The following is a 19,185-nucleotide window of genomic DNA, read 5'->3' as shown; positions in this document are numbered from 1 at the left end:
GACGGAGCACAGGAAAGAGGCCCTGCCTCCCCGAGAAGGGGAGGCAGGGCCTCCTTCCTGCGGCGACTGCGGCTCAGAGTCCAGCGGTCGGAGCCGCGGTCTCCACGAAACGCATCGAGATGCCGTAGGCGGCGATGCACACAGCCCAGACGATGATCACCGTGGTGGTCAGCCGCACGAGGTTCTTCTGCGCGACGCCCGACGTGTTCAGCGACTGGGTCATGCCGCCGCCGAACATGTCCGACAGTCCGCCGCCCTTGCCCTTGTTGAGCAGGACCAGGACGACCGCCAGAACGCTGGTGAGGACGATGATCCCCAGCAGGATGTCTTGCAGGATCTCCATGGATCTCCCTCTGAAGTCGTGGTCCGGGCAGCCGACCGAGCGAGATCAGTCGGTCGTGAGGTGCTGCTCGAACTTCACAATGCTAGCAAACTCATCCGCATCGAGGCTGGCACCGCCGACCAGGGCGCCGTCGACGTCCTTGCCGCGCAGGATCTCCGCGACGTTCTTGGACTTCACGGAGCCGCCGTAGAGGATGCGGGTCGACTGGGCTGTCTGCTCGTCGTAGATCTTCACGAGCTCGGCGCGGATGGCCGCCGACATCTCCTGGGCATCCTCCGGTCCGGCGACCTTGCCGGTGCCGATGGCCCACACGGGCTCGTAGGCGATGACGAGCTGGGCGACCTTCTCGGCCGGCAGGCCCTTGATCGAGCCGCGGACCTGCTCCAGCGTGTGCTCCACGTGCTGGCCGGCCTCGCGGACCTCGAGGCCCTCGCCGACGCACAGCACCGGGGTCAGGCCGTGGCGGTGGGCGGCCTCGATCTTGGCCCGGCACTGCTCGTCGGTCTCGCCGTGGATCGTGCGGCGCTCGGAGTGCCCGACCAGCACGTACGTGCAGCCGAGCTTGGCCAGCATCTCCCCGGAGATGTCGCCGGTGTAGGCGCCGGAATCCTGATCGGAGAGATCCTGGCCGCCGAAGCGCACGGGCAGGTCATCGCCGGTCACGACGGTCTGCACGGAGCGCAGGGCGGTGAAGGGGGGGAACACGGCGACCTCGACGCGGTCGAAGTCGTGCTTGGCATCCTGCAGCGTCCACGCCAGCTTCTGCAGCAGAGCCACGCCCTGCTGGTGGTCGAGGTTCATCTTCCAGTTGCCGGCGATCAGCGGAGTGCGATCGAATGCGCCATTGGTCTGCGAGGTCATGGGAGTCTCCTTCGTGTGCGGCCCACGGGGCCTGTCGGTGCGGGGTTGCGCCGCCGTCGTCGTGCGGGCCCGTGCTCGGCACGACGACGGCGGCGATGAAGCGGGAGCGGATCAGCCCATCACGGCGACGCCCGGCAGCTCCTTGCCCTCGATGAACTCCAGGGATGCGCCGCCGCCGGTGGAGATGTGTCCGAACTGGTCGTCCGAGAAGCCGAGCGTGCGCACGGCGGCTGCGGAGTCGCCGCCGCCGATGACGGACATGCCCGAGCCCTCGGCCAGCGCCTCGGCGATCGCCCGGGTGCCGCCGGAGAACGCCTCCATCTCGAACACGCCCGCGGGCCCGTTCCAGAAGATCGTCTTGGCGGCGCGGATGGCCTCCGCGAAGGCCTTGGCGGAGTCCGGTCCGATGTCCAGGCCCATGCCGGAGTCGCCGATGGAGCCGCCCTCGATGTCCTCGACGGGACGGACCTCGTGCTCGGCGTCGGCGCTGAAGGAGGCCGCGTAGACGATGTCGGTGGGCAGGACGATCTCCGTGCCCTCCCCCGCCGCGCGATCGAGGTAGCCCTTCACGGTGTCGAGCTGATCGTCCTCCACGAGCGAGGAGCCGATCGAGTAGCCCTGCGCCTTGAGGAAGGTGAAGACCATGCCGCCGCCGATCAGCAGCTGATCGGCGCGGCCGATGAGGTTCTCGATCACGGCGAGCTTGTCCGAGACCTTGGATCCGCCCATGACGACCACGAACGGATGATCGGGATTCGAGACGACCTTGGTCAGGACGTCGACCTCGGTCTTGACGAGATCGCCCAGGTAAGACGGCAGGATCTTGGCGACGTCGTAGACGGAGGCGTGCTTGCGGTGCACGGCACCGAAGGCATCGCCCACGAACGCACCGTTCTCACCGGTGAGGGCAGCGAGCTCCTGGGCGAACTGCTGGCGCTCGGTCTCGTCCTTGGACGTCTCGCGGGGATCGAAGCGCACGTTCTCGATGACCAGGACCTGGCCGTCGCTCAGCGCCTCGGCCTTGGCCTGGGCGTCCTCGCCCACGACATCGGAGGCGACCTGGACGTCGAGGTCCGAGAGCTCGGCGAGCTTCTGGGCAGCCGGGGCGATCGAGTACTGGGGATCGACCTGGCCCTTGGGGCGGCCCAGGTGGGCGCACACGATGACGCGGGCGCCTGCCTCCGAGAGCTTGGTGATCACGGGCAGCGAGGCGCGGACGCGGCCGTCGTCGGTGACGGTCGAGCCGTCGAGCGGCACGTTGAGATCGGAGCGGACCAGGACGCGGCGTCCCGAGACGCCCTCGGCGAGCAGATCATCCAGTGACTTGGCCATGGCGGTGTTCCCTTCTTGTGGCTTCTGGCGGTGCCCGCGCGGGGTCCGGCGGGTCCACGGCGCGGACTGCCTCCAGTATCCCGTCTGCGCGGGCGGAACGGCGGTTGCAGCTCCGATGTCGGTGCGCGGGTGCGCAGACGACAGCGCGCGGGGCGCCGCAGCGAACAGCTGCAGTGCCCCGCGCGCGAGGTGCCTCACGACCAGGTGCCGGCCGGGGCCGAGCAGGCGGTCGTGCAGAGGCTCGATCAGAACTTGGAGGCGACCAGGTTCGTCAGGGAGACCAGGCGGGAGGTGTAGCCCCACTCGTTGTCGTACCAGGCGATGACCTTGACCTGGTTGTCGATGACCTTGGTCAGCGGGGCGTCGAACACGGTCGAGACCGGGTAGCCCTCGATGTCCTTGGACACGATGGGATCCTCGCTGTACTCGATGATGCCCTTCATGGGGCCCTCGGCGGCCTTCTTCATGGCCGCGTTGACCGACTCGACGGTGACGTCCTTGGCGACGTCGATCGTGAGGTCCACCAGCGAGCCGGTGGGGGTGGGAACGCGCACGGCGAAGCCGTCCAGCTTGCCCTGCAGCTCCGGCAGCACGAGGCCGACGGCCGCGGCCGCACCGGTGGTGGTGGGGACCATGTTCAGGGCGGCGGCACGGGCGCGGCGCAGGTCCTTGTGGGGGGCGTCCTGCAGTCGCTGATCCGAGGTGTATGCGTGGATGGTGGTCATCAGGCCGCGCTCGATGCCGAACTCGTCGTTGAGGACCTTGGCCATGGGAGCCAGGCAGTTCGTGGTGCAGGACGCGCCGGAGACGATGTTCTGCGTGGCGGGATCGTAGGAGTCCGCGTTGACGCCGAACACGAAGGTGCCGTCGATGTTCTTGCCCGGAGCGGACAGGACGACCTTCTTGGCGCCGGCCTCCAGGTGAGCCTTGGCAGCGTCGCCGTTGGTGAAGAAGCCGGTGGACTCCACGACGATGTCCACGCCGAGCTCGCCCCAGGGCAGGTTCGCCGGGTCCTTCTCGGCCAGCAGCTTGACCTCGTGCCCGTCCACGGTGAGGGTGTCGTTCTCGAGCGAGACCTCACCCGGGAAGCGGCCGTTGATGGAGTCGTACTTCAGCAGGTGAACCAGCGTCTGCGCCTCGGTGAGGTCGTTCACGGCGACGATCTCGATGTTCTCGCCCTGCTCGCGGACTGCGCGGAAGAAGCTGCGTCCGATGCGGCCGAAGCCGTTGATGCCAACCTTGATGGTCACTGCGATCGATCTCCTTGTCTGAGGTGACGTCGTTCGACGAGTGCGCGACCAGTCCGTCCCAGCGGTTCAGAGCCGGGCGCACTTCTGATCGCTCGAGGTTGAGTGGGCTTCCGAGGGAACGCAACTGTTCACACGTCCGTCCGGGCGCTCCCGGATCGACGCTGTCGTTCGGGGCCCCTCAGCCTCTCGTCCGTTTCAGTCTAGTGGCATGGACCGCAGTTGCCCAGAGGATCGCAGAGAAAAGCCCGACTTCCTCGGGCGCCCTCGGCGCAGAAACACACACAAACCAACATTCAGGCCGATGGAGGCGGCCCGGAGGTCGCCTTCCGGCTCAGGCGCGCTCGCCCGGCTCCCCGCCCTCGGTCCCGGCGATGCCCAGCTCCTCGGCGCGGCGGTCGGCCATGGCCAGCAGTCGGCGGATGCGCCCGGCGATCGCGTCCTTGGTCAGGACCGGATCCGACAGGCGCCCCAGCTCGTCCAGGGAGGCCTGCTTGTTGGCCAGGCGCAGCTCGCCGGCCATGCGCAGGTGCTCGGGGACGTCGTCGCCGAGGATCTCCATGGCCCGCTCGACGCGCGCGCCGGCGGCCACGGCTGCCTGCGCCGAGCGGCGCAGGTTGGCGTCGTCGAAGTTGGCGAGGCGGTTGGCGGTCGCACGGACCTCCTTGCGCATGCGCCGCTCCTCCCACGTCATGAGGCAGTCATGGGCGCCCATGCGGGTCAGCAGCGCGGCGATCGCATCTCCGTCGCGGATCACCACCCGGTCGCCGCCGCGGACCTCGCGCGCCTTGGCGATCACGTCCAGGCGACGGGCCGCACCCACCAGCGCTAGAGCCGCCTCGGGGCCGGGGCAGGTGAACTCCATGGCACCGGAGCGCCCGGGCTCTGTGAGCGAGCCGTGGGAGAGGAAGGCGCCGCGCAGCACGGCGGCGGCATCGCCGACCGAGCCGTTGACCACGACCGGAGGCAGCCCGCGCACCGGTCGTCCGTGCGCATCCAGCAGGCCGGTGCGGCGGGCCAGGGCCTCGCCATCCCGTGCCACGCGCAGCACGTAGTTGCTGCCTCGGCGCAGTCCTCCTCCGCCGGAGATCACGCCGAGCTCGCAGGCGTGGCCGAACTCCTCGATGACGATGGACCTCATGCGCCGGGCAACCGCAGCCGTGTCCAGCTCGATCTCGATGACGATGCGCCCGGAGACGATGTGCAGGCCGCCGGAGAAGCGCAGGACGGCGGAGAGCTCAGCGCGGCGCTCCGAGGCCTTGGTGACCTCGGTGCGGGCGAGCTCCTCCTTGACCGATGCCGTGAGGGACATCAGATTCCTTTCGGTGCAGAAGCTGTGGGGGTGCTCCGGCGCGCGTCAGCCCGAAGCGCGTGGGAGGCACCGGGACACCATAGCGGCAGCCCCTGCTCACCGCCCATTCGACGGTGCATCGTTCCCGGTGCGACCAGGGCGGTCGCGGCAGCGGCTCAGCGCTCCATGACCTCCTGATACGCCGCCGCCAGCTTCAGCGGCGAGTGGATCGGCAACCCCTCAGCCCGGCGCAGATCGGCGAAGTGCACGATCGCGCCCATCCGCGCCGCCGCCCGCTCCAGGGCCTCGCGGTCCTCCACGGAGCTCGGATCGGCCACGACGGCGTCGATCCCGACGTCCGGGGCGTAGTGGCGCAGGATCTCGAGCTCCTGTGCGCTCGTCTTGCCCTGCGTCTCCGAATCCCGGGACAGGTTCATGGTCACGAACTTCATGCCCTCGGTGTCGCGGATCGCCTGGCGCATCTCCGGCATGAGCAGGTGCGGCAGCACCGAGGTGTGCCACGAGCCCGGGCCCAGGATCACGCAGTCGGCCGACTCGATCGCGCTCAGGGCCTGCAGGCACGGCTCGGCGTCGACCGGCAGGAGCCGGACGTCGCGGATGTACGGCTCGCGCGCCAGATCCACCTGGCCGGTGACGGTGCGCAGACCGTCGGGGGCGGTGTCATCCGGGACCTCGCCCTCGATGACCAGCGGAGTCAGCGACATGGGCAGCACGGTGCCCTCGGCCTCCAGCAGGGCGCCGGCCCAGCGCAGGCCCTCGACGGGATCGCCGAGCAGCTCCCACAGGGTCACGATCAGCAGGTTGCCCAGCGCGTGGCCGTCGAGCGAGCTCAGCCGCTCCGGCCCGGAGTCGAAGCGGTGCTGCATGACGTCGCGCCAGGTCATCCCCCAGTCGGAGTCATCACACAGCGCCGACAGCGCCATTCGGAGGTCGCCGGGGGGAAGGACGTCCAGCTCCTGGCGGAGCCGACCTGAGGAGCCGCCGTCGTCGGCGACGGTGACCACGGCGGTGAGCCGCTTGGTCAGCAGGCGCAGCGCCGACAGCGAGGCGGACAGGCCGTGGCCGCCTCCCAGGGCGACGACGGAGCGGCCGCTCTGGCGCCGCGGTCGCGGCGCTGCGCCGCCCTGGCGGGGGCTCTGCGGCGAGCGTCCCTGCGGAGGGGCGTCGGACAGTCGGTTCTCGGTCATGGTGCGGTCCAGGTGATCGTGGCGGTCGTGGGTCGGGGCCGCGGCCTACTCGCGGCCCACGTCCCGATGCTCGACGTTCACGACGACGCGCGGCAGCTTGGACAGCCGCTTGGCGACCTCCTCGGTCATGGCCACCGAGCGGTGCTTGCCGCCGGTGCAGCCGATCGCGATGGTCGCGTAGTGCTTGTTCTCCGTGCGGTAGCCCTCGAAGACCGGCTCCAGCATGGAGGTGAAGCGCTCCACGAACGTGCGGGCGCCGTCGCCCTGGAAGACGTAGTCGCGCACCTCCTTGTCCCGTCCGGTGCGCGGGCGCAGGGCCGGCACCCAGTGGGGATTCGGGATGAAGCGGACGTCGGCGACGTAGTTGGCGTCGGCGGGCACGCCGTACTTGAAGCCGAAGCTCATGACGGTCAGGCGCAGGACCACGGGGCCGTTCGTGGAGTACAGATCCGCGACCGCCTTCGACAGGCCGTGGACGTTGAACGACGACGTGTCCAGCACGACGTCGGCGGATTCGCGCAGCGCCGAGAGCAGCCGGCGCTCGGCTGCGATGCCGTCCAGGATCCGGCCTCCGGCCTGCAGCGGATGAGGACGGCGCTGGTGCTCGTAGCGAGCGACCAGCACCTCGTCCGAAGCCTCGAGGAACAGGATCGAGAATTCGACCCCGTTGGCCTCCAGCGCCGAGAGCGTGTCCTGCATGTCGTCGAACAGGGCCTTGCCGCGGACGTCGATCACGACCGCCAGGCGCGGGATGGCCTCCGGCGAGCGGGAGACCACATCCGCCAGTGTCTGCAGCATCTGCGGCGGCAGATTGTCGACGACGTACCAGCCCTGGTCCTCCAGGGCGTTCGCCGCCGTGGAGCGCCCCGCCCCGGACAGACCGGTGACCACGAGCAGCTCGGCCGTGCGCGGACGCTCCGGGCGCGCCTGATCCTGGCCCGGGGTCGAGTGGGTGTTCTCCGTCATGTTCTGCCTCCTGGCTCCAGAGCCTATCCCGACGCGCGGGGGTCTCAGTCGAGGATCTCGCCGGTGTCCATGTCGACGGCCGGCAGCGGCTCCTCGGAGCCGTCCTGCTCGGCGTGCAGCCCAGCGAAGACCTTCAGCGCCAGGGCACTGCCGAAGCCGGGGACCTCCTCGAGCTGCTCGACGCGGGCCTCCTTGATCTTCTTGACGGAGCCGAAGTGCTTGAGCAGGGCCTTCTGCTTGGCGGGGCCCACGCCCGGGAGGTCGTCCAGCACGGAGGCCGTCATGGCCTTGCCGCGCTTGGCGCGGTGGAACGTGATGGCGAAGCGGTGGGCCTCGTCGCGCACGCGCTGGACCAGGTACAGGGCCTCGGAGGCGCGCGGCAGGATCACGGGGAACTCGTCGTCCGGGACCCAGACCTCCTCGAGCCTCTTGGCCAGCCCGACGACGGCGACATCGTCAATGCCCAGATCTTCCAGGGCTCGGGCGGCCGCGGCGACCTGGGGCGGGCCGCCGTCGACGATCACGAGGTTCGGCGGGTAGGCGAAGCGCCTGCGCTGGGCGGGGTCATCGGCCAGGTCCTCCTGGTCGAGCTCTCCGGTGCGCGGGGCCTGCTGCTCCTGCTGCTGCTCGAGGTGGCGGCGGAAGCGCCGGTGGATGACGTCGTACATGGAGGCGGTGTCATCGCGGGCTGCCTCTCCCGTGATGGAGAACTTCCGGTACTCGGCCTTCCGGGGCAGTCCGTCCTCGAAGACGACCATGGAGGCCACGACGTTGCTCCCCTGCACGTGGGAGATGTCATAGCACTCGATGCGCATGGGGGCATCGGGCAGATCCAGGGCCTCCTGCAGCTGCTGCAAGGAGGCGGAGCGGGTGGTGATGTCCCCGGCGCGCCGCGACTTGTGCAGGGCGAGGGCCTGCCGCGCGTTCTCCTGAACCGTCTGCATGAGCTGGGCCTTCTCGCCGCGCTGCGGCGTGGACACGGAGACCCGGGAACCGCGCAGCTCGGTGAGCCACTGCTCCATCTGCTCGCGGTCCTCGGGCTCCTGGGAGACCAGCACGGTGCGCGGGACGGCGTCCTCTCGGTAGTCCATCTCGGCGCTGCGCGGACGGTGGTGGCTGCCCTCCGCGGCCTCGCGGGCGCGCTGGACCTCGCGCTGCTCGACGGCGGCGGACTCGGTCTCGCCGTAGACCTGCTGCAGCAGCACCTGCAGCAGGTGCCCGGCATCGGTCTCCTCCACCTTCTCGGTCACCCAGCCGCGCTGGCCCCGGATGCGTCCGCCGCGCACGTGGAAGACCTGGACGGCGGCCTCGAGCTCGTCGTCGGCCAGAGCGAAGAAGTCGGCGTCGACGGCGTCGGAGAGCACGACGGCATTGCGCTCGAAGGCCTTGCGCAGGGCCTCGACGTCGTCGCGGCGGGCCGCCGCGGTCTCGAAGTCCATCTGCGCCGCCGCCTGCTTCATGAGCCGCTCCTGCTCGCGGATGAACGGCTCGGCGTGCCCGGCCATGAACCGGCAGAGGTCATCGACCAGGTCACGGTGGTCCTCGACCGAGATCTGCCCCACGCAGGGTGCCGAGCACTTGCCGATGTAGCCCAGCAGGCAGGGCCGCCCCGAGCGCTCGGCGCGGCGGTAGACGCCCTTGGAGCAGGAGCGCACCGGGAAGACGCGCAGCAAGGCGTCGAGGGTCTCGCGGATGGCCCAGGCCTGGGAGTAGGGGCCGAAGTAGCGGGTGCCCTTCTGCTTGGCGCCTCGGGTCACCATGGCCCGGGGCACCTCCTCCCCCAGCGTGATGGCCAGGTAGGGGTAGGACTTGTCGTCCCGGTAGGCGATGTTGAAGCGCGGGCGGAACTGCTTGATCCAGGTGTACTCGAGCTGCAGGGACTCCATCTCCGAGCCGACCACGACCCACTCCACGCCGGCGGCCGTGGTGACCATGGCTCGGGTCTTGGGGGCCAGCGTGGACGGCGGGGCGAAGTAGGACCACAGCCGGTTGCGCAGGTTCTTGGCCTTGCCGACGTAGATGACGCGCCCGGTCTCGTCGCGGAAGCGGTAGACGCCGGGGTCCTGCGGTATCTCGGATCGCTGGGGGCGGTAGGAGGCCGGATCAGCCACGCCGGGCATCCCCCTCCAAGGTCGTGGAGGTGTTGAAGGTCTCCGCGCGCTCCTGGCCCGACAGCTGCCCGATCGCCTCCATGACCCGGTCGGTCAGCTCACGGCGCTGCCTGCCGGTCTGGCGGCCCTCGGCGCGCGGGACCTCGATCAGCTCGCCCAGGCTCACGGTGAACCGGCGCGGGCGCGGCCACGTGGTCCCCAGCGGCTGGACGTCCTGCGTGCCCTCCAGGGCGACGGGGAGGATCGGAGCCCCCGTGCTCAGCGCGGCGTGCGCCACACCGGTGCGGCCGCGGTAGAGGCGTCCGTCGCGGGAGCGGGTGCCCTCCGGGAAGACGCCGAAGACTCCCCCGGCCTCGAGCAGCTCGATCGCCGGATCCATGGCGGCCGCCGCATCGCGACGCGACGAGCGGTCCACCGGGATGATGCCCAGCAGCTCGTAGACCTGGCGCATGGCCCAGCCGCGGATCCCCGGCGTGTTCAGCGGCGAGGCCTTGGCGATGAAGGAGACCCGTCGCGGGAAGATCGCGGAGAGGATGATGCTGTCGATCAGCGCGCGGTGGTTCGAGGCCACGATCACCGGCCCCTCGGCCGGGAAGTTCTCCTTGCCGCGGATCTGCGCGCGGCACAGGACCATGAAGGCGGCGGCCACGGCGCGCTGCGTGGTGCGGTAGAGCCCGATCTGCGAGGGGACCGCACGCAGCCTGTCCAGCGCGCTCATCGTGCGGCCCCCGCCCCGACGGCCTCGGCCTGGCCCTCGATGACGGCGCCGTCCAGGATCTCCCGCAGGAACTCGCCCGTGAAACTGTCCGGCGACGCGGCGACGTCCTCCGGGGTGCCCTGGGCCACGACCGTGCCGCCGCCCGAGCCGCCCGTGGGGCCCATGTCCACGACCCAGTCCGCGGTCTTGATGACGTCGAGGTTGTGCTCGATCACCATGACGGTGTTGCCCTTGTCGACCAGGGCATGCAGGACCTGCAGCAGCTTGGAGATGTCCTCGAAGTGCAGTCCGGTGGTGGGCTCGTCCAGCACGTAGATGGTCTGGCCCCGGGACTGGCGCTGCAGCTCCGCGGCGAGCTTGACGCGCTGGGCCTCGCCGCCGGAGAGCGTGGTGGCCGGCTGGCCCAGTCGGACGTAGCCAAGCCCCACATCCACGAGGGTGTTCAGGTGCCGGGCGATCGCGGTGTAGGCGGAGAAGAACTCGGCGGCCTCCTCGATCGGCATGTCCAGGACCTCCGCGATGTTCTTGCCCTTGTACTGGACCTCGAGGGTCTCGCGGTTGAAGCGGGCGCCCTTGCAGACCTCGCACGGGACGTAGACGTCCGGCAGGAAGTTCATCTCGATCTTCAGGGTGCCGTCGCCGGCGCAGGCCTCGCAGCGCCCGCCCTTGATGTTGAACGAGAACCTGCCCGGCTGATAGCCGCGGATCTTGGCCTCCTGGGTGTCCGCGAACAGCTTGCGGATCCGGTCGAACACACCGGAGTAGGTGGCCGGGTTGGAGCGCGGGGTCCGTCCGATCGGCGACTGGTCCACGTGCACGATCTTCTTGAGCTGGTCCATGCCCTCGATGCGCTTGTGCCGCCCGGGGACCTGCTTGGCGCCGTTGAGCTCATTGGCCAGGCGGGTGTAGAGGATGTCGTTGACCAGGGAGGACTTGCCCGATCCGGACACGCCCGTCACCGCGGTCAGCACGCCCAGCGGGAACTCGACGTCCACCCCGCGCAGGTTGTTCTCCTTGGCGTCGATGACCTTGAGCATGCGCTTCCGGTCGATCGGCCGGCGCTGAGCGGGCACCGCGATCTCCCGGCGACCGGCCAGGTAGTCGGCGGTGATCGACTCGCGGTTCTCGAGCAGCTCGTCATAGCCGCCGGTGTGCACGATCCTGCCGCCGCGCTCGCCGGCGCCCGGGCCGACGTCGACGATCCAGTCGGCCTCCCGGATGGTGTCCTCGTCGTGCTCGACGACGATCAGCGTGTTGCCCATGTCCCGCAGCTTGATCAGGGTCTGGATCAGGCGCCTGTTGTCGCGCTGGTGCAGGCCGATGGACGGCTCGTCCAGGACGTAGAGCACGCCGACCAGCCCAGCGCCGATCTGCGTGGCCAGGCGGATGCGCTGGGCCTCGCCGCCCGAGAGCGTGGCGGCCGGGCGCTCGAGGTCCAGGTAGTCCAGTCCGACGTCCAGCAGGAAGTTCAGCCTGGCGTGGATCTCCTTGAGCACCTGGTCGCCGATCTGCGCCTCCCGGGTGGAGAGATCCAGCGACTGGAAGAACTCGAGGGCCTCGCGCATGGGCAGGCGCGTGGCATCGGCGATGGACAGCCCGCCCACGGTCACGCTGAGCATGGTGGGGTTCAGCCGCTTGCCGTCGCAAGCCGGGCAGGGCACGACGCGCATGTACTGCTCGTAGCGCTCCTTGGCCGAGTCCGACTCGGTCTCCTCCCGCTTGCGGCGGATGTAGCCGTAGACGCCCTCGAAGCCCTGGGTGTAGCGGCGCTCGCGGCCCCAGCGGTTCTTGTAGGAGACGGTGACCTTGAAGTCCTTGCCCTCGAGCAGCGCCTTGCGCGCCGCCCTGGGCAGGTCCTTCCACGGAGTGACGAGATCGAAGCCCATCTCCTCGCCCAGTCCCGCCATGAGGCGGTTCCAGTAGTCGCTGTGGGCCTTGCCCTGCGACCACGGCTGGATGGCGCCCTCGACCAGCGTGAGGTCCTCGTCCGGCACGACCAGGGTCTCGTCCGCCTCCAGGCGCGAGCCGATGCCGTCGCACTCCGGGCACGCGCCGAACGGAGCGTTGAACGAGAACGACCGGGGCTCGATCTCCGCGGCCCCGATGGGGTGGTCATTGGGGCAGGCCAGGTGCTCCGAGAACGTGTGCCGACGCTCCACGCCCTCCGGCAGCTCCTCCCCCTCGCGGGTGACGATCTCGATGACGACGCGGCCGTCGGCCAGCCCCAGCGCGGTCTCGACGGAGTCGGTGAGGCGGCGCTCGGCGCCCTCCTTGATGACCAGGCGGTCGACGACGACCTCGATGTCGTGCTTGATCTGCTTCTTGAGCTTGGGCGGATCGTCCAGCGAGATCTGCTCGCCGTCGATCACGGCGCGCGAGTAGCCGGACGTGGTCAGGGAGGACAGCAGGTCCTCGAACTCGCCCTTGCGACGGCGGACGACGGGGGCCAGCACCTGGAAGCGGGTGCGCTCCGGCAGCTGCATGACGCGGTCCACGATCTGCTGCGGGGTCTGTCGCGTGATCGGCTCTCCGCACTGCGGGCAGTGGGGGTGGCCCACGCGCGCCCAGAGCAGTCGCATGTAGTCGTAGATCTCGGTGATCGTGCCGACCGTGGAGCGGGGATTGCGCGAGGTCGACTTCTGGTCGATCGACACCGCCGGAGACAGGCCCTCGATGAAGTCGACGTCCGGCTTGTCCACCCGCCCCAGGAACATGCGGGCGTAGGAGGACAGCGACTCGACGTAGCGGCGCTGGCCTTCCGCGAAGATGGTGTCGAACGCCAGGGACGACTTCCCGGACCCGGACAGGCCGGTAAACACGACCATGGAGTTGCGGGGGATGGTGAGGTCGACGTCCTTGAGATTGTGCTCGCGGGCGCCGCGGATCACGATCTCCTTCAGGTCGGCTCCGGGCGCGGTGCTGCGGGGGCTCTCAGGAGCGTGCTGGCTGGGGGTGAGAGTTCGTTCGGACACGTCCGGAATGGTATCGGCAGGAGCCGACACCGCAGGCACGGATCAGCCCACCGCGAAGGCCCCGCCAGGCGACTCAGTGAAGGCCGCGCCGGTAGGCCACCAGCAGCCAGCCCACGTTCACGAAGATCCCGATGATCGCCGGCAGCGCGACCCCGAAGCTCCACAGCAGGCCCGTGGCCGCCGACAGCGCGAAGACCACCAGCCCCAGGAAGCACAGCACCGCCATGACGTGCAGCATCCAGTGCTGGCCCCACAGCCAGATCAGCAGCGGCACGACGTAGAGGATCGTCAGGCCCAGGGCTGTGGTCAGCGAGGGGCCCGGCTCGGTCCCCTGGACCTCGGGCAGGGAGGAGGCCTCGACGATCTCGGCGTCGTGGCTCTGCACGTAGATCATGGCCAGGAAGCTGAGCAGCGAGGCGAGGCTCAGGACGATCAGCCGCGGCGGACGACGCGTCTCCCAGACCTCGTCGGCGGGCGGGAGGATCTGAGGCACGGCGGGCTCCTGGGGGTCGGCGGACGGCCTGGTCGGTCTCGAGCGCGGCAGCGCCCGCGGCCAGGGTATCGGGGTCGGACCCGTGGCACGTCTCCGCAGCCGAGGGGTGAGAGGGGCCTCACATCAGTGCTGTCACGTGCCACGCCGGGGTGCCGCGGGCCGGAAGAATCTCTACAGTGGGCGCCATGAACGTCACCGAGACCGCCGCCATCGAGCTGGCGGAGATCACCGTCCGCCGCATCGTAGTCGGCGAGATGCAGAACAACGTGTACCTGCTCACCTCCAAGGAGCACGGCTCCCAGGTGCTGATCGACGCTGCGGCCGATGCTCGCGCCATCGCCGGGCTCGTGGGCGCCGGCTCCACGGACTGCTCGCTGTCGGGCAGCCTGCAGATGATCATCACCACGCACTCCCACCACGATCACATCGGGGCGCTCGAGGAGGTCAAGTCCCGCTCCGAGGCCGTCACGGCCTGCGGCACCGACGACGAGGACGACATCGCCGTCGAGATGGACCTGACGCTCGATGACGGAGACGTCGCCGAGTTCGAGGGCTTCGACCTGGAGGTCATCGGCCTGCCGGGTCACACCCCCGGCTCCATCGGCCTGGTCTACCGCGACCCCCAGGGCCCGGTGCGCATCTTCACCGGTGACGCCCTCTTCCAGGGCGGCGTCGGCAAGACGAACTCGCCGGAGGCCTTCCAGCAGGCCTACACGTCAGTCGTCGAGCGGATCTTCGACCGGTTCGACGACGACACCGTGATCCACCCCGGCCACGGCGAATCCACCACGCTGGGCCAGGAGCGCCCGTCGCTGGACGAGTGGCGCGAGCGCGGCTGGTGAGCCGCAGCCCGTCCACAGCCTCCGCCCGCTGAGATGGAGATCCAGCGCAGGTCCTTCGACCCGGATGAGCTCGGCGCTCGCGAGACGACGCTGCTGGTCAAGTCCCTGTTGATCCCGCGGCCGATCGCCTGGGTCGGCACCCGCGACGCCGACGGCACGGACAACCTCGCTCCGCACTCGTTCTTCACGATGGCCTCCGAGGATCCGCCGATCGTGCTGTTCACCTCGAGCGGGCGCAAGGACACCCTGCGGGCGATCGAGCAGACCGGCGAGTTCACGATCTCGCTCATCAGCGCCGCCCAGCGCGAGGCCGCGAACCAGACCTCAGCGCCCTACGCGCCCGAGATCAGCGAGTTCGACGCCGCGCGCATCCCCGCTCTGCCCTCCCAGCTCGTCTCGGCCCCGGCGGTCGCCGGCTCCCCCGCCGTCCTGGAGTGCCGGTGCGAGCAGGTCATCCCGGTCGGGGACAGCTTCGTGGTCCTGGGACGCGTCCTGCACGTGAGCGTGGACGAGTCGGTCCTGCGCACCGACGACCGCGGCCGGACCCTGCCCGATGCTCGGCTGCTCGATCCCATGAGCCGCCTGGGGCGCAACGAATGGGCGCAGCTGGGGACCATCCACGCGATGGACCGGCCGCAGCAGGCCTGAGTGCTGCACCGGCGGGCACCGGGCTGCGGCGGTGCTGCGCTGTCGTCGGGCCTGGCTAGGCTTGGCCCACGATGACACTGCTGAGCGCCCTCTCCCCCGCCCTCGCCGCCGCCGGCTCCCGATATCTGCGCGGTGACTTCGCGCGCAACCCTCTGAGCTCGGACGAGATCTACGAGGGGTTCCACGGCTGGGCCGCCGAGGCCGGGATCGAGCTCTACCCGCATCAGGACGAGTCCGTGCTCGAGTTCGCAGGCGGCGCCAACGTCATCCTGGCCACGCCCACCGGATCCGGGAAGTCGCTCGTGGCCATGGGCGCGCACTTCGCGGCCATGGCCCGGGGACAGCGCTCGTATTACACCGCCCCGCTCAAGGCGCTCGTGTCGGAGAAGTTCTTCGCGCTGTGCCAGGCCTTCGGGGCGGAGAACGTCGGCATGGTCACCGGCGACTCCGCGGTCAACGCGGACGCGCCGATCGTGTGCTGCACGGCGGAGATCCTGGCCAACATCGCGCTGCGCGAGGGCACGGACGCCGACCTCGGGCCCGTCGTCATGGACGAGTTCCACTTCTACGCCGACCCGCAGCGCGGCTGGGCCTGGCAGGTGCCGCTGATCGAGCTGCCGCAGGCCCAGTTCCTGCTGATGTCCGCCACCCTGGGCGACGTCACCCGGTTCGATGACCGGATGCGTGAGCTCACCGGTCGGGACACCGCCGTCGTCGACGATGCCGAGCGCCCGGTCCCGCTGAGCTACTACTACTCGGAGGTCCCGGTCCACGAGCAGATCGACGAGCTGGTGAGCACGCACCAGGCGCCCGTCTACGTGGTCCACTTCTCCCAGCTGCAGGTCATGGACCAGGCACAGGCGCTGATGAGCGTCAACGTGCTGTCCAAGGAGGAGAAGGAGCAGGTCGCCGAGATGATCGCAGGCTTCCGCTTCGCGGCCGGCTTCGGCAAGACCCTGAACCGGCTCGTGCGCCACGGGATCGGCGTCCATCACGCGGGGATGCTGCCCAAGTACCGGCGGCTCGTGGAGCAGCTGGCCCAGCGCGGTCTGCTCAAGGTCATCTGCGGCACCGACACCCTGGGGGTGGGCATCAACGTCCCCATCCGCACCGTGCTGATCACCGCGCTGTCCAAGTTCGACGGCAACCGCACCCGGAGGCTCAATGCGCGCGAGTTCCACCAGATCGCAGGCCGCGCAGGGCGTGCGGGATTCGACACCCAGGGCACCGTCGTGGTGCAGGCTCCCGAGCACGACATCGAGAACAAGAGGGCGCTGGAGAAGGCGCGACGCAAGCATGGGGACGACGAGAAGAAGCTGCGTCAGATCCCGCGCAAGAAGCCCCCGCAGGGCTTCGTGGCGTGGTCGCGCAAGACCTTCGAGACCCTCATCGAGGCCCAGCCCGAGCCGCTGCGGGCGTCGTTCCACATCACGCACGCCATGCTGCTGAACCTGCTGCAGCGCCCTGGAGACCCCGTCCGGGCGACCGCCCATCTGATCGCCCACACGGACGCCCCGGCACCGGAGCGCCGCCAGATGGTCCGCGACGCCCTGTCGATCCTGCGCGAGCTGCTGGCCACCGAGGTCGTCGAGAAGCTGCCCGAGCCGGATGAGCACGGCAGCCGCTACCGTCTCACCATCGACCTGCAGGAGAACTTCGCCCTCAACAGCCCGCTCTCGCCGTTCGCCCTGGCCGCGCTCACCCTGCTGGATCCGGAGGCGCCGGAGTACACGCTGGACATCGTCTCCGTCATCGAGGCCACCCTGGACCGTCCGCGCCAGGTGCTGATCATGCAGGAGAAGAAGGCCAAGACCGAGGCCCTGGCCACCATGAAGGCCGAGGGCCTCGAGTACAACGAGCGGATGCGCGAGCTCGACGAGATCACCTGGCCCATGCCGCTGCGAGAGATGCTCGAGGACGCGTTCGAGACCTACCGCACCTCCGCCCCCTGGGTCGCCCAGCACGAGCTGACGCCCAAGTCGGTCGTCCGCGACATGTTCGAGCGCGCCATGACCTTCGGGGACTACGTCCAGCACTACGGGCTGGCCCGCTCCGAGGGCATCCTGCTGCGCTACCTCTCAGACGCCTACCGCGCGCTGCGCCAGACCGTGCCCCAGGACCTGCGCACCGAGCCGTTCGACGACCTCGTCGAGTGGCTCGGCGAGACCATCCGCCAGACGGACAACTCCCTGCTCGACGAGTGGGAGAAGCTCACCGAGGGCGGCTCCCCCGCCGGCACCCCGCAGGACTCGGTCGAGGAGCTGCTCGAGGAGCAGGCCCCCGCGATCACCCGCAATCCTCGGGCCTTCCGGGTCATGGTGCGCAATGCGCTGTTCCAGCGCGTGGAGCTGTTCGCCGACGAGAAGGAGAAGGTCCTGGGCGCCCTCGACGGCGAGTCCGGCTGGGACCGGGAGCGCTGGGCGGAGGCCATGGACGCCTACTTCGGCGAGTACCAGGACATCTACACCGATGCCCAGTCCCGCGGTCCCGCACTAATCCGCATCGACGAGAGGCCCGACGGCCTGGACGGCTTCTGGAGCGTCCAGCAGGTCTTCGACGACCCCGACGGCCACCACGACTTCGGGATCAACGCCAGGATCGACCTGGCGGCCTCGGACGAGGACGGATTCCCCGTGGTGCGCGTCGACAACGTGGGCCCCATCACCGAGACCGGCAGATAATGCGCTTGCAGCACCATAGTGGTCTATGATGCGTTCAGATCCGCATAGGGGGACATCATGTACGCACTGACGGTCGATCGTCGCCGCTCGCGCTCGGAGGGGGCCGAGCTGGACATGGCGGGCGCGCGCGATCGGCTCAACCAGCGGCATCCGGAGGCGGTGCTCCCCTGGAGCATCTCCGCCGGCGACGAGCTGCAGGCCCTGTTCGAGGATCCGCAGACAGTGGTGACCGCCGCCCTGGAGCTGGCCGAGACCGGCCGCTGGCACGTGGGGATCGGCCTGGGGCCGGTGGAGACGCCGCTGCCGGAGACGGTGGCCGAGGCGACCGGGCCGTGCCTGGTCCTGGCCCGCGACGCCGTCGAAGCTGCCAAGAAGCTGACCAGCCGCACCGCGGTGCGCGCGCTGCGCCCCGGTGCTCGTGCGGCTCGCGACGCCGACGCCCTGCTGGCGCTGCTGTCGGTCATGCGCCAGCGCCGCACGGACGCCGCCCGTGAGGCGTCCCGGTACGCGGATCAGGGCATGACGCAGGAGCAGATCTCTCAGGTGCTGGGCATCGATCAGTCCTCCGTCTCCCGACGACTGCGCACCGCCCTCTGGTACGAGGAGTCCGAGGCGCGCACCGTCCTTGTGGATCTGCTGGGCCGGGCCCATGAGCGCGGCATGGACGCAGAGGCCAAGCTGGTCTCATGACCTCCGCGGCTTCCCCCGAGCCCCGCTTCACCTCCGGATCGCTCACAGGCCTGCGCGGGGCGCTGACCGTGTGGCTGCCGGGGGTCGTGCTCGCTGTGACTCTCCTCTGGTGGCTGCTCGAGGGAGTCCCCCTGTGGTGGTCGGCCCCCGCTCTGACGGTCGCCGGTGCTCTGCTGGGCGATCCGGCGGTGCGGCTCGTGCTGGAGATCGCCCGGGACACGGAGACCGCCGAGCGCGCCCGGCTGGAGCACCTGGAGCAGCTGCGCGCGGACCCGGTGCTCAGCGCACCGCAGCCGGAGCCCTCCGAGCAGGAGGAGCAGGACGCCCCGCCGTTGCGCGGAGGCCTCGTGATCGGCGTGCTCGAGCGCATCGCCGTGAGCGTGTGCGTGATCAGCGGCTACGCGACCGGCATCGCCGTGGTCGTGGCGATCAAGGGCCTGGCCCGCTACGGGGAGTTCACCTCGCCGAGCCAGCGCGAGCAGTTCATCATCGGCACCCTCGCCTCGCTGCTCTGGGCCGCCGGCACGGCCGGTCTCGTGCTGCTGGTCTCCCCCGTCGGCTGAGTGCAGCCCCGTCAGCAGGGTCGAGCCCTTCCAGATCCTGCTGCCGCGCGCCTGACGAGCATCGAGCTCCAGGACGTCGAGCATCGCGCTCGCCGAGCCGGGTGCTTCGGATCCACGAGCCTGCTCGAGCGGACAGGCGAAAGACCCCGCCGCCCCAGAAGGGGCGGCGGGGTCTTCGCTCAGGCACTGCGGCCGATGATCAGCGGCGCCGATCATCGG

Annotated in this window: 16 protein-coding genes; 5 read left to right on the top strand and 11 right to left on the bottom strand. The window is 69.9% G+C overall.

What is annotated here, in order from left to right; genetic code table 11:
- Positions 1–73: 73 nt before the first annotated feature.
- From secG to QSJ40_RS07125, 11 genes are all read right to left on the bottom strand, one after another.
- A complete protein-coding gene (gene secG, locus QSJ40_RS07175) occupies positions 74–343 on the bottom strand; it encodes a preprotein translocase subunit SecG (RefSeq protein WP_006213185.1) in 270 nt (89 codons plus the stop codon).
- Positions 344–388: 45 nt separating this feature from the next.
- The gene (gene tpiA, locus QSJ40_RS07170) at positions 389–1,204 is read right to left on the bottom strand and encodes a triose-phosphate isomerase (RefSeq protein WP_251714971.1); all 816 of its coding nucleotides are present in this window, start codon (positions 1,202–1,204) and stop codon (positions 389–391) included.
- A 111-nt stretch (positions 1,205–1,315) separates the two neighbouring features.
- Positions 1,316–2,536, bottom strand: a complete 1,221-nt coding sequence (locus QSJ40_RS07165) for a phosphoglycerate kinase (protein ID WP_251714972.1) — start codon at positions 2,534–2,536, stop codon at positions 1,316–1,318.
- 245 nt (positions 2,537–2,781) lie between these two features.
- Positions 2,782–3,786: a type I glyceraldehyde-3-phosphate dehydrogenase gene (gap, locus tag QSJ40_RS07160; RefSeq protein ID WP_006213188.1), complete on the bottom strand. Its 1,005-nt coding sequence runs from the start codon at positions 3,784–3,786 to the stop codon at positions 2,782–2,784.
- A gap of 331 nt (positions 3,787–4,117) precedes the next feature.
- On the bottom strand, positions 4,118–5,095 hold the full coding sequence (gene whiA, locus QSJ40_RS07155) for a DNA-binding protein WhiA (RefSeq protein ID WP_058870897.1): 978 nt from the start codon (positions 5,093–5,095) through the stop codon (positions 4,118–4,120).
- 155 nt (positions 5,096–5,250) lie between these two features.
- Positions 5,251–6,282: a gluconeogenesis factor YvcK family protein gene (locus QSJ40_RS07150; RefSeq protein ID WP_285729824.1), complete on the bottom strand. Its 1,032-nt coding sequence runs from the start codon at positions 6,280–6,282 to the stop codon at positions 5,251–5,253.
- Positions 6,283–6,327: 45 nt separating this feature from the next.
- Positions 6,328–7,248, bottom strand: coding sequence for an RNase adapter RapZ (rapZ, locus tag QSJ40_RS07145; RefSeq protein WP_006213191.1), 921 nt, complete (start codon positions 7,246–7,248; stop codon positions 6,328–6,330).
- Positions 7,249–7,292: 44 nt separating this feature from the next.
- Positions 7,293–9,359, bottom strand: a complete 2,067-nt coding sequence (uvrC, locus tag QSJ40_RS07140) for an excinuclease ABC subunit UvrC (protein ID WP_053447370.1) — start codon at positions 9,357–9,359, stop codon at positions 7,293–7,295.
- On the bottom strand, positions 9,352–10,077 hold the full coding sequence (locus tag QSJ40_RS07135; protein ID WP_206390175.1) for a lysophospholipid acyltransferase family protein: 726 nt from the start codon (positions 10,075–10,077) through the stop codon (positions 9,352–9,354). Before QSJ40_RS07135 ends, uvrC begins: the two co-directional genes overlap by 8 nt.
- A complete protein-coding gene (gene uvrA / locus QSJ40_RS07130) occupies positions 10,074–13,049 on the bottom strand; it encodes an excinuclease ABC subunit UvrA (protein ID WP_502875243.1) in 2,976 nt (991 codons plus the stop codon). Before uvrA ends, QSJ40_RS07135 begins: the two co-directional genes overlap by 4 nt.
- A 73-nt stretch (positions 13,050–13,122) precedes the next feature.
- On the bottom strand, positions 13,123–13,542 hold the full coding sequence (locus QSJ40_RS07125) for a hypothetical protein (RefSeq protein ID WP_006213195.1): 420 nt from the start codon (positions 13,540–13,542) through the stop codon (positions 13,123–13,125).
- Positions 13,543–13,727: 185 nt separating this feature from the next.
- Between QSJ40_RS07125 and QSJ40_RS07120 the strand changes: the two genes are divergently transcribed.
- From QSJ40_RS07120 to QSJ40_RS07100, 5 genes are all read left to right on the top strand, one after another.
- Complete coding sequence (locus QSJ40_RS07120; protein WP_285729823.1) at positions 13,728–14,384, top strand: MBL fold metallo-hydrolase; 657 nt, start codon at positions 13,728–13,730, stop codon at positions 14,382–14,384.
- A gap of 33 nt (positions 14,385–14,417) precedes the next feature.
- A complete protein-coding gene (locus tag QSJ40_RS07115) occupies positions 14,418–15,032 on the top strand; it encodes a flavin reductase family protein (RefSeq protein ID WP_024290459.1) in 615 nt (204 codons plus the stop codon).
- 71 nt (positions 15,033–15,103) lie between these two features.
- A complete protein-coding gene (locus QSJ40_RS07110; protein WP_285729822.1) occupies positions 15,104–17,713 on the top strand; it encodes a DEAD/DEAH box helicase in 2,610 nt (869 codons plus the stop codon).
- A gap of 57 nt (positions 17,714–17,770) precedes the next feature.
- Entirely contained in the window at positions 17,771–18,403 is a 633-nt protein-coding gene (locus QSJ40_RS07105; protein WP_006213199.1) for a hypothetical protein, read from the top strand.
- Complete coding sequence (locus tag QSJ40_RS07100; protein ID WP_006213200.1) at positions 18,400–18,966, top strand: hypothetical protein; 567 nt, start codon at positions 18,400–18,402, stop codon at positions 18,964–18,966. Before QSJ40_RS07105 ends, QSJ40_RS07100 begins: the two co-directional genes overlap by 4 nt.
- Positions 18,967–19,185: the final 219 nt, after the last annotated feature.

The organism is Kocuria sp. NBRC 114282, assembly GCF_030268385.1.
Classification (GTDB): domain Bacteria; phylum Actinomycetota; class Actinomycetes; order Actinomycetales; family Micrococcaceae; genus Kocuria; species Kocuria palustris.
Note: the sequence above shows the minus strand (reverse complement) of the source record. Positions and strands in the feature narration are given on the sequence as shown.

Excerpts from the sequence above, each read along its gene's own strand:
- secG (WP_006213185.1), bottom strand. The coding sequence starts at position 343 with ATGGAGATCCTGCAAGACATCCTGCTGGGGATCATCGTCCTCACCAGC.
- tpiA (WP_251714971.1), bottom strand. The coding sequence starts at position 1,204 with ATGACCTCGCAGACCAATGGCGCATTCGATCGCACTCCGCTGATCGCC.
- rapZ (WP_006213191.1), bottom strand. The coding sequence starts at position 7,248 with ATGACGGAGAACACCCACTCGACCCCGGGCCAGGATCAGGCGCGCCCG.
- QSJ40_RS07105 (WP_006213199.1), top strand. The coding sequence starts at position 17,771 with ATGTACGCACTGACGGTCGATCGTCGCCGCTCGCGCTCGGAGGGGGCC.
- whiA (WP_058870897.1), bottom strand. The coding sequence starts at position 5,095 with ATGTCCCTCACGGCATCGGTCAAGGAGGAGCTCGCCCGCACCGAGGTC.
- QSJ40_RS07135 (WP_206390175.1), bottom strand. The coding sequence starts at position 10,077 with ATGAGCGCGCTGGACAGGCTGCGTGCGGTCCCCTCGCAGATCGGGCTC.
- QSJ40_RS07110 (WP_285729822.1), top strand. The coding sequence starts at position 15,104 with ATGACACTGCTGAGCGCCCTCTCCCCCGCCCTCGCCGCCGCCGGCTCC.
- QSJ40_RS07150 (WP_285729824.1), bottom strand. The coding sequence starts at position 6,282 with ATGACCGAGAACCGACTGTCCGACGCCCCTCCGCAGGGACGCTCGCCG.
- QSJ40_RS07120 (WP_285729823.1), top strand. The coding sequence starts at position 13,728 with ATGAACGTCACCGAGACCGCCGCCATCGAGCTGGCGGAGATCACCGTC.
- QSJ40_RS07100 (WP_006213200.1), top strand. The coding sequence starts at position 18,400 with ATGACCTCCGCGGCTTCCCCCGAGCCCCGCTTCACCTCCGGATCGCTC.
- QSJ40_RS07165 (WP_251714972.1), bottom strand. The coding sequence starts at position 2,536 with ATGGCCAAGTCACTGGATGATCTGCTCGCCGAGGGCGTCTCGGGACGC.
- QSJ40_RS07115 (WP_024290459.1), top strand. The coding sequence starts at position 14,418 with ATGGAGATCCAGCGCAGGTCCTTCGACCCGGATGAGCTCGGCGCTCGC.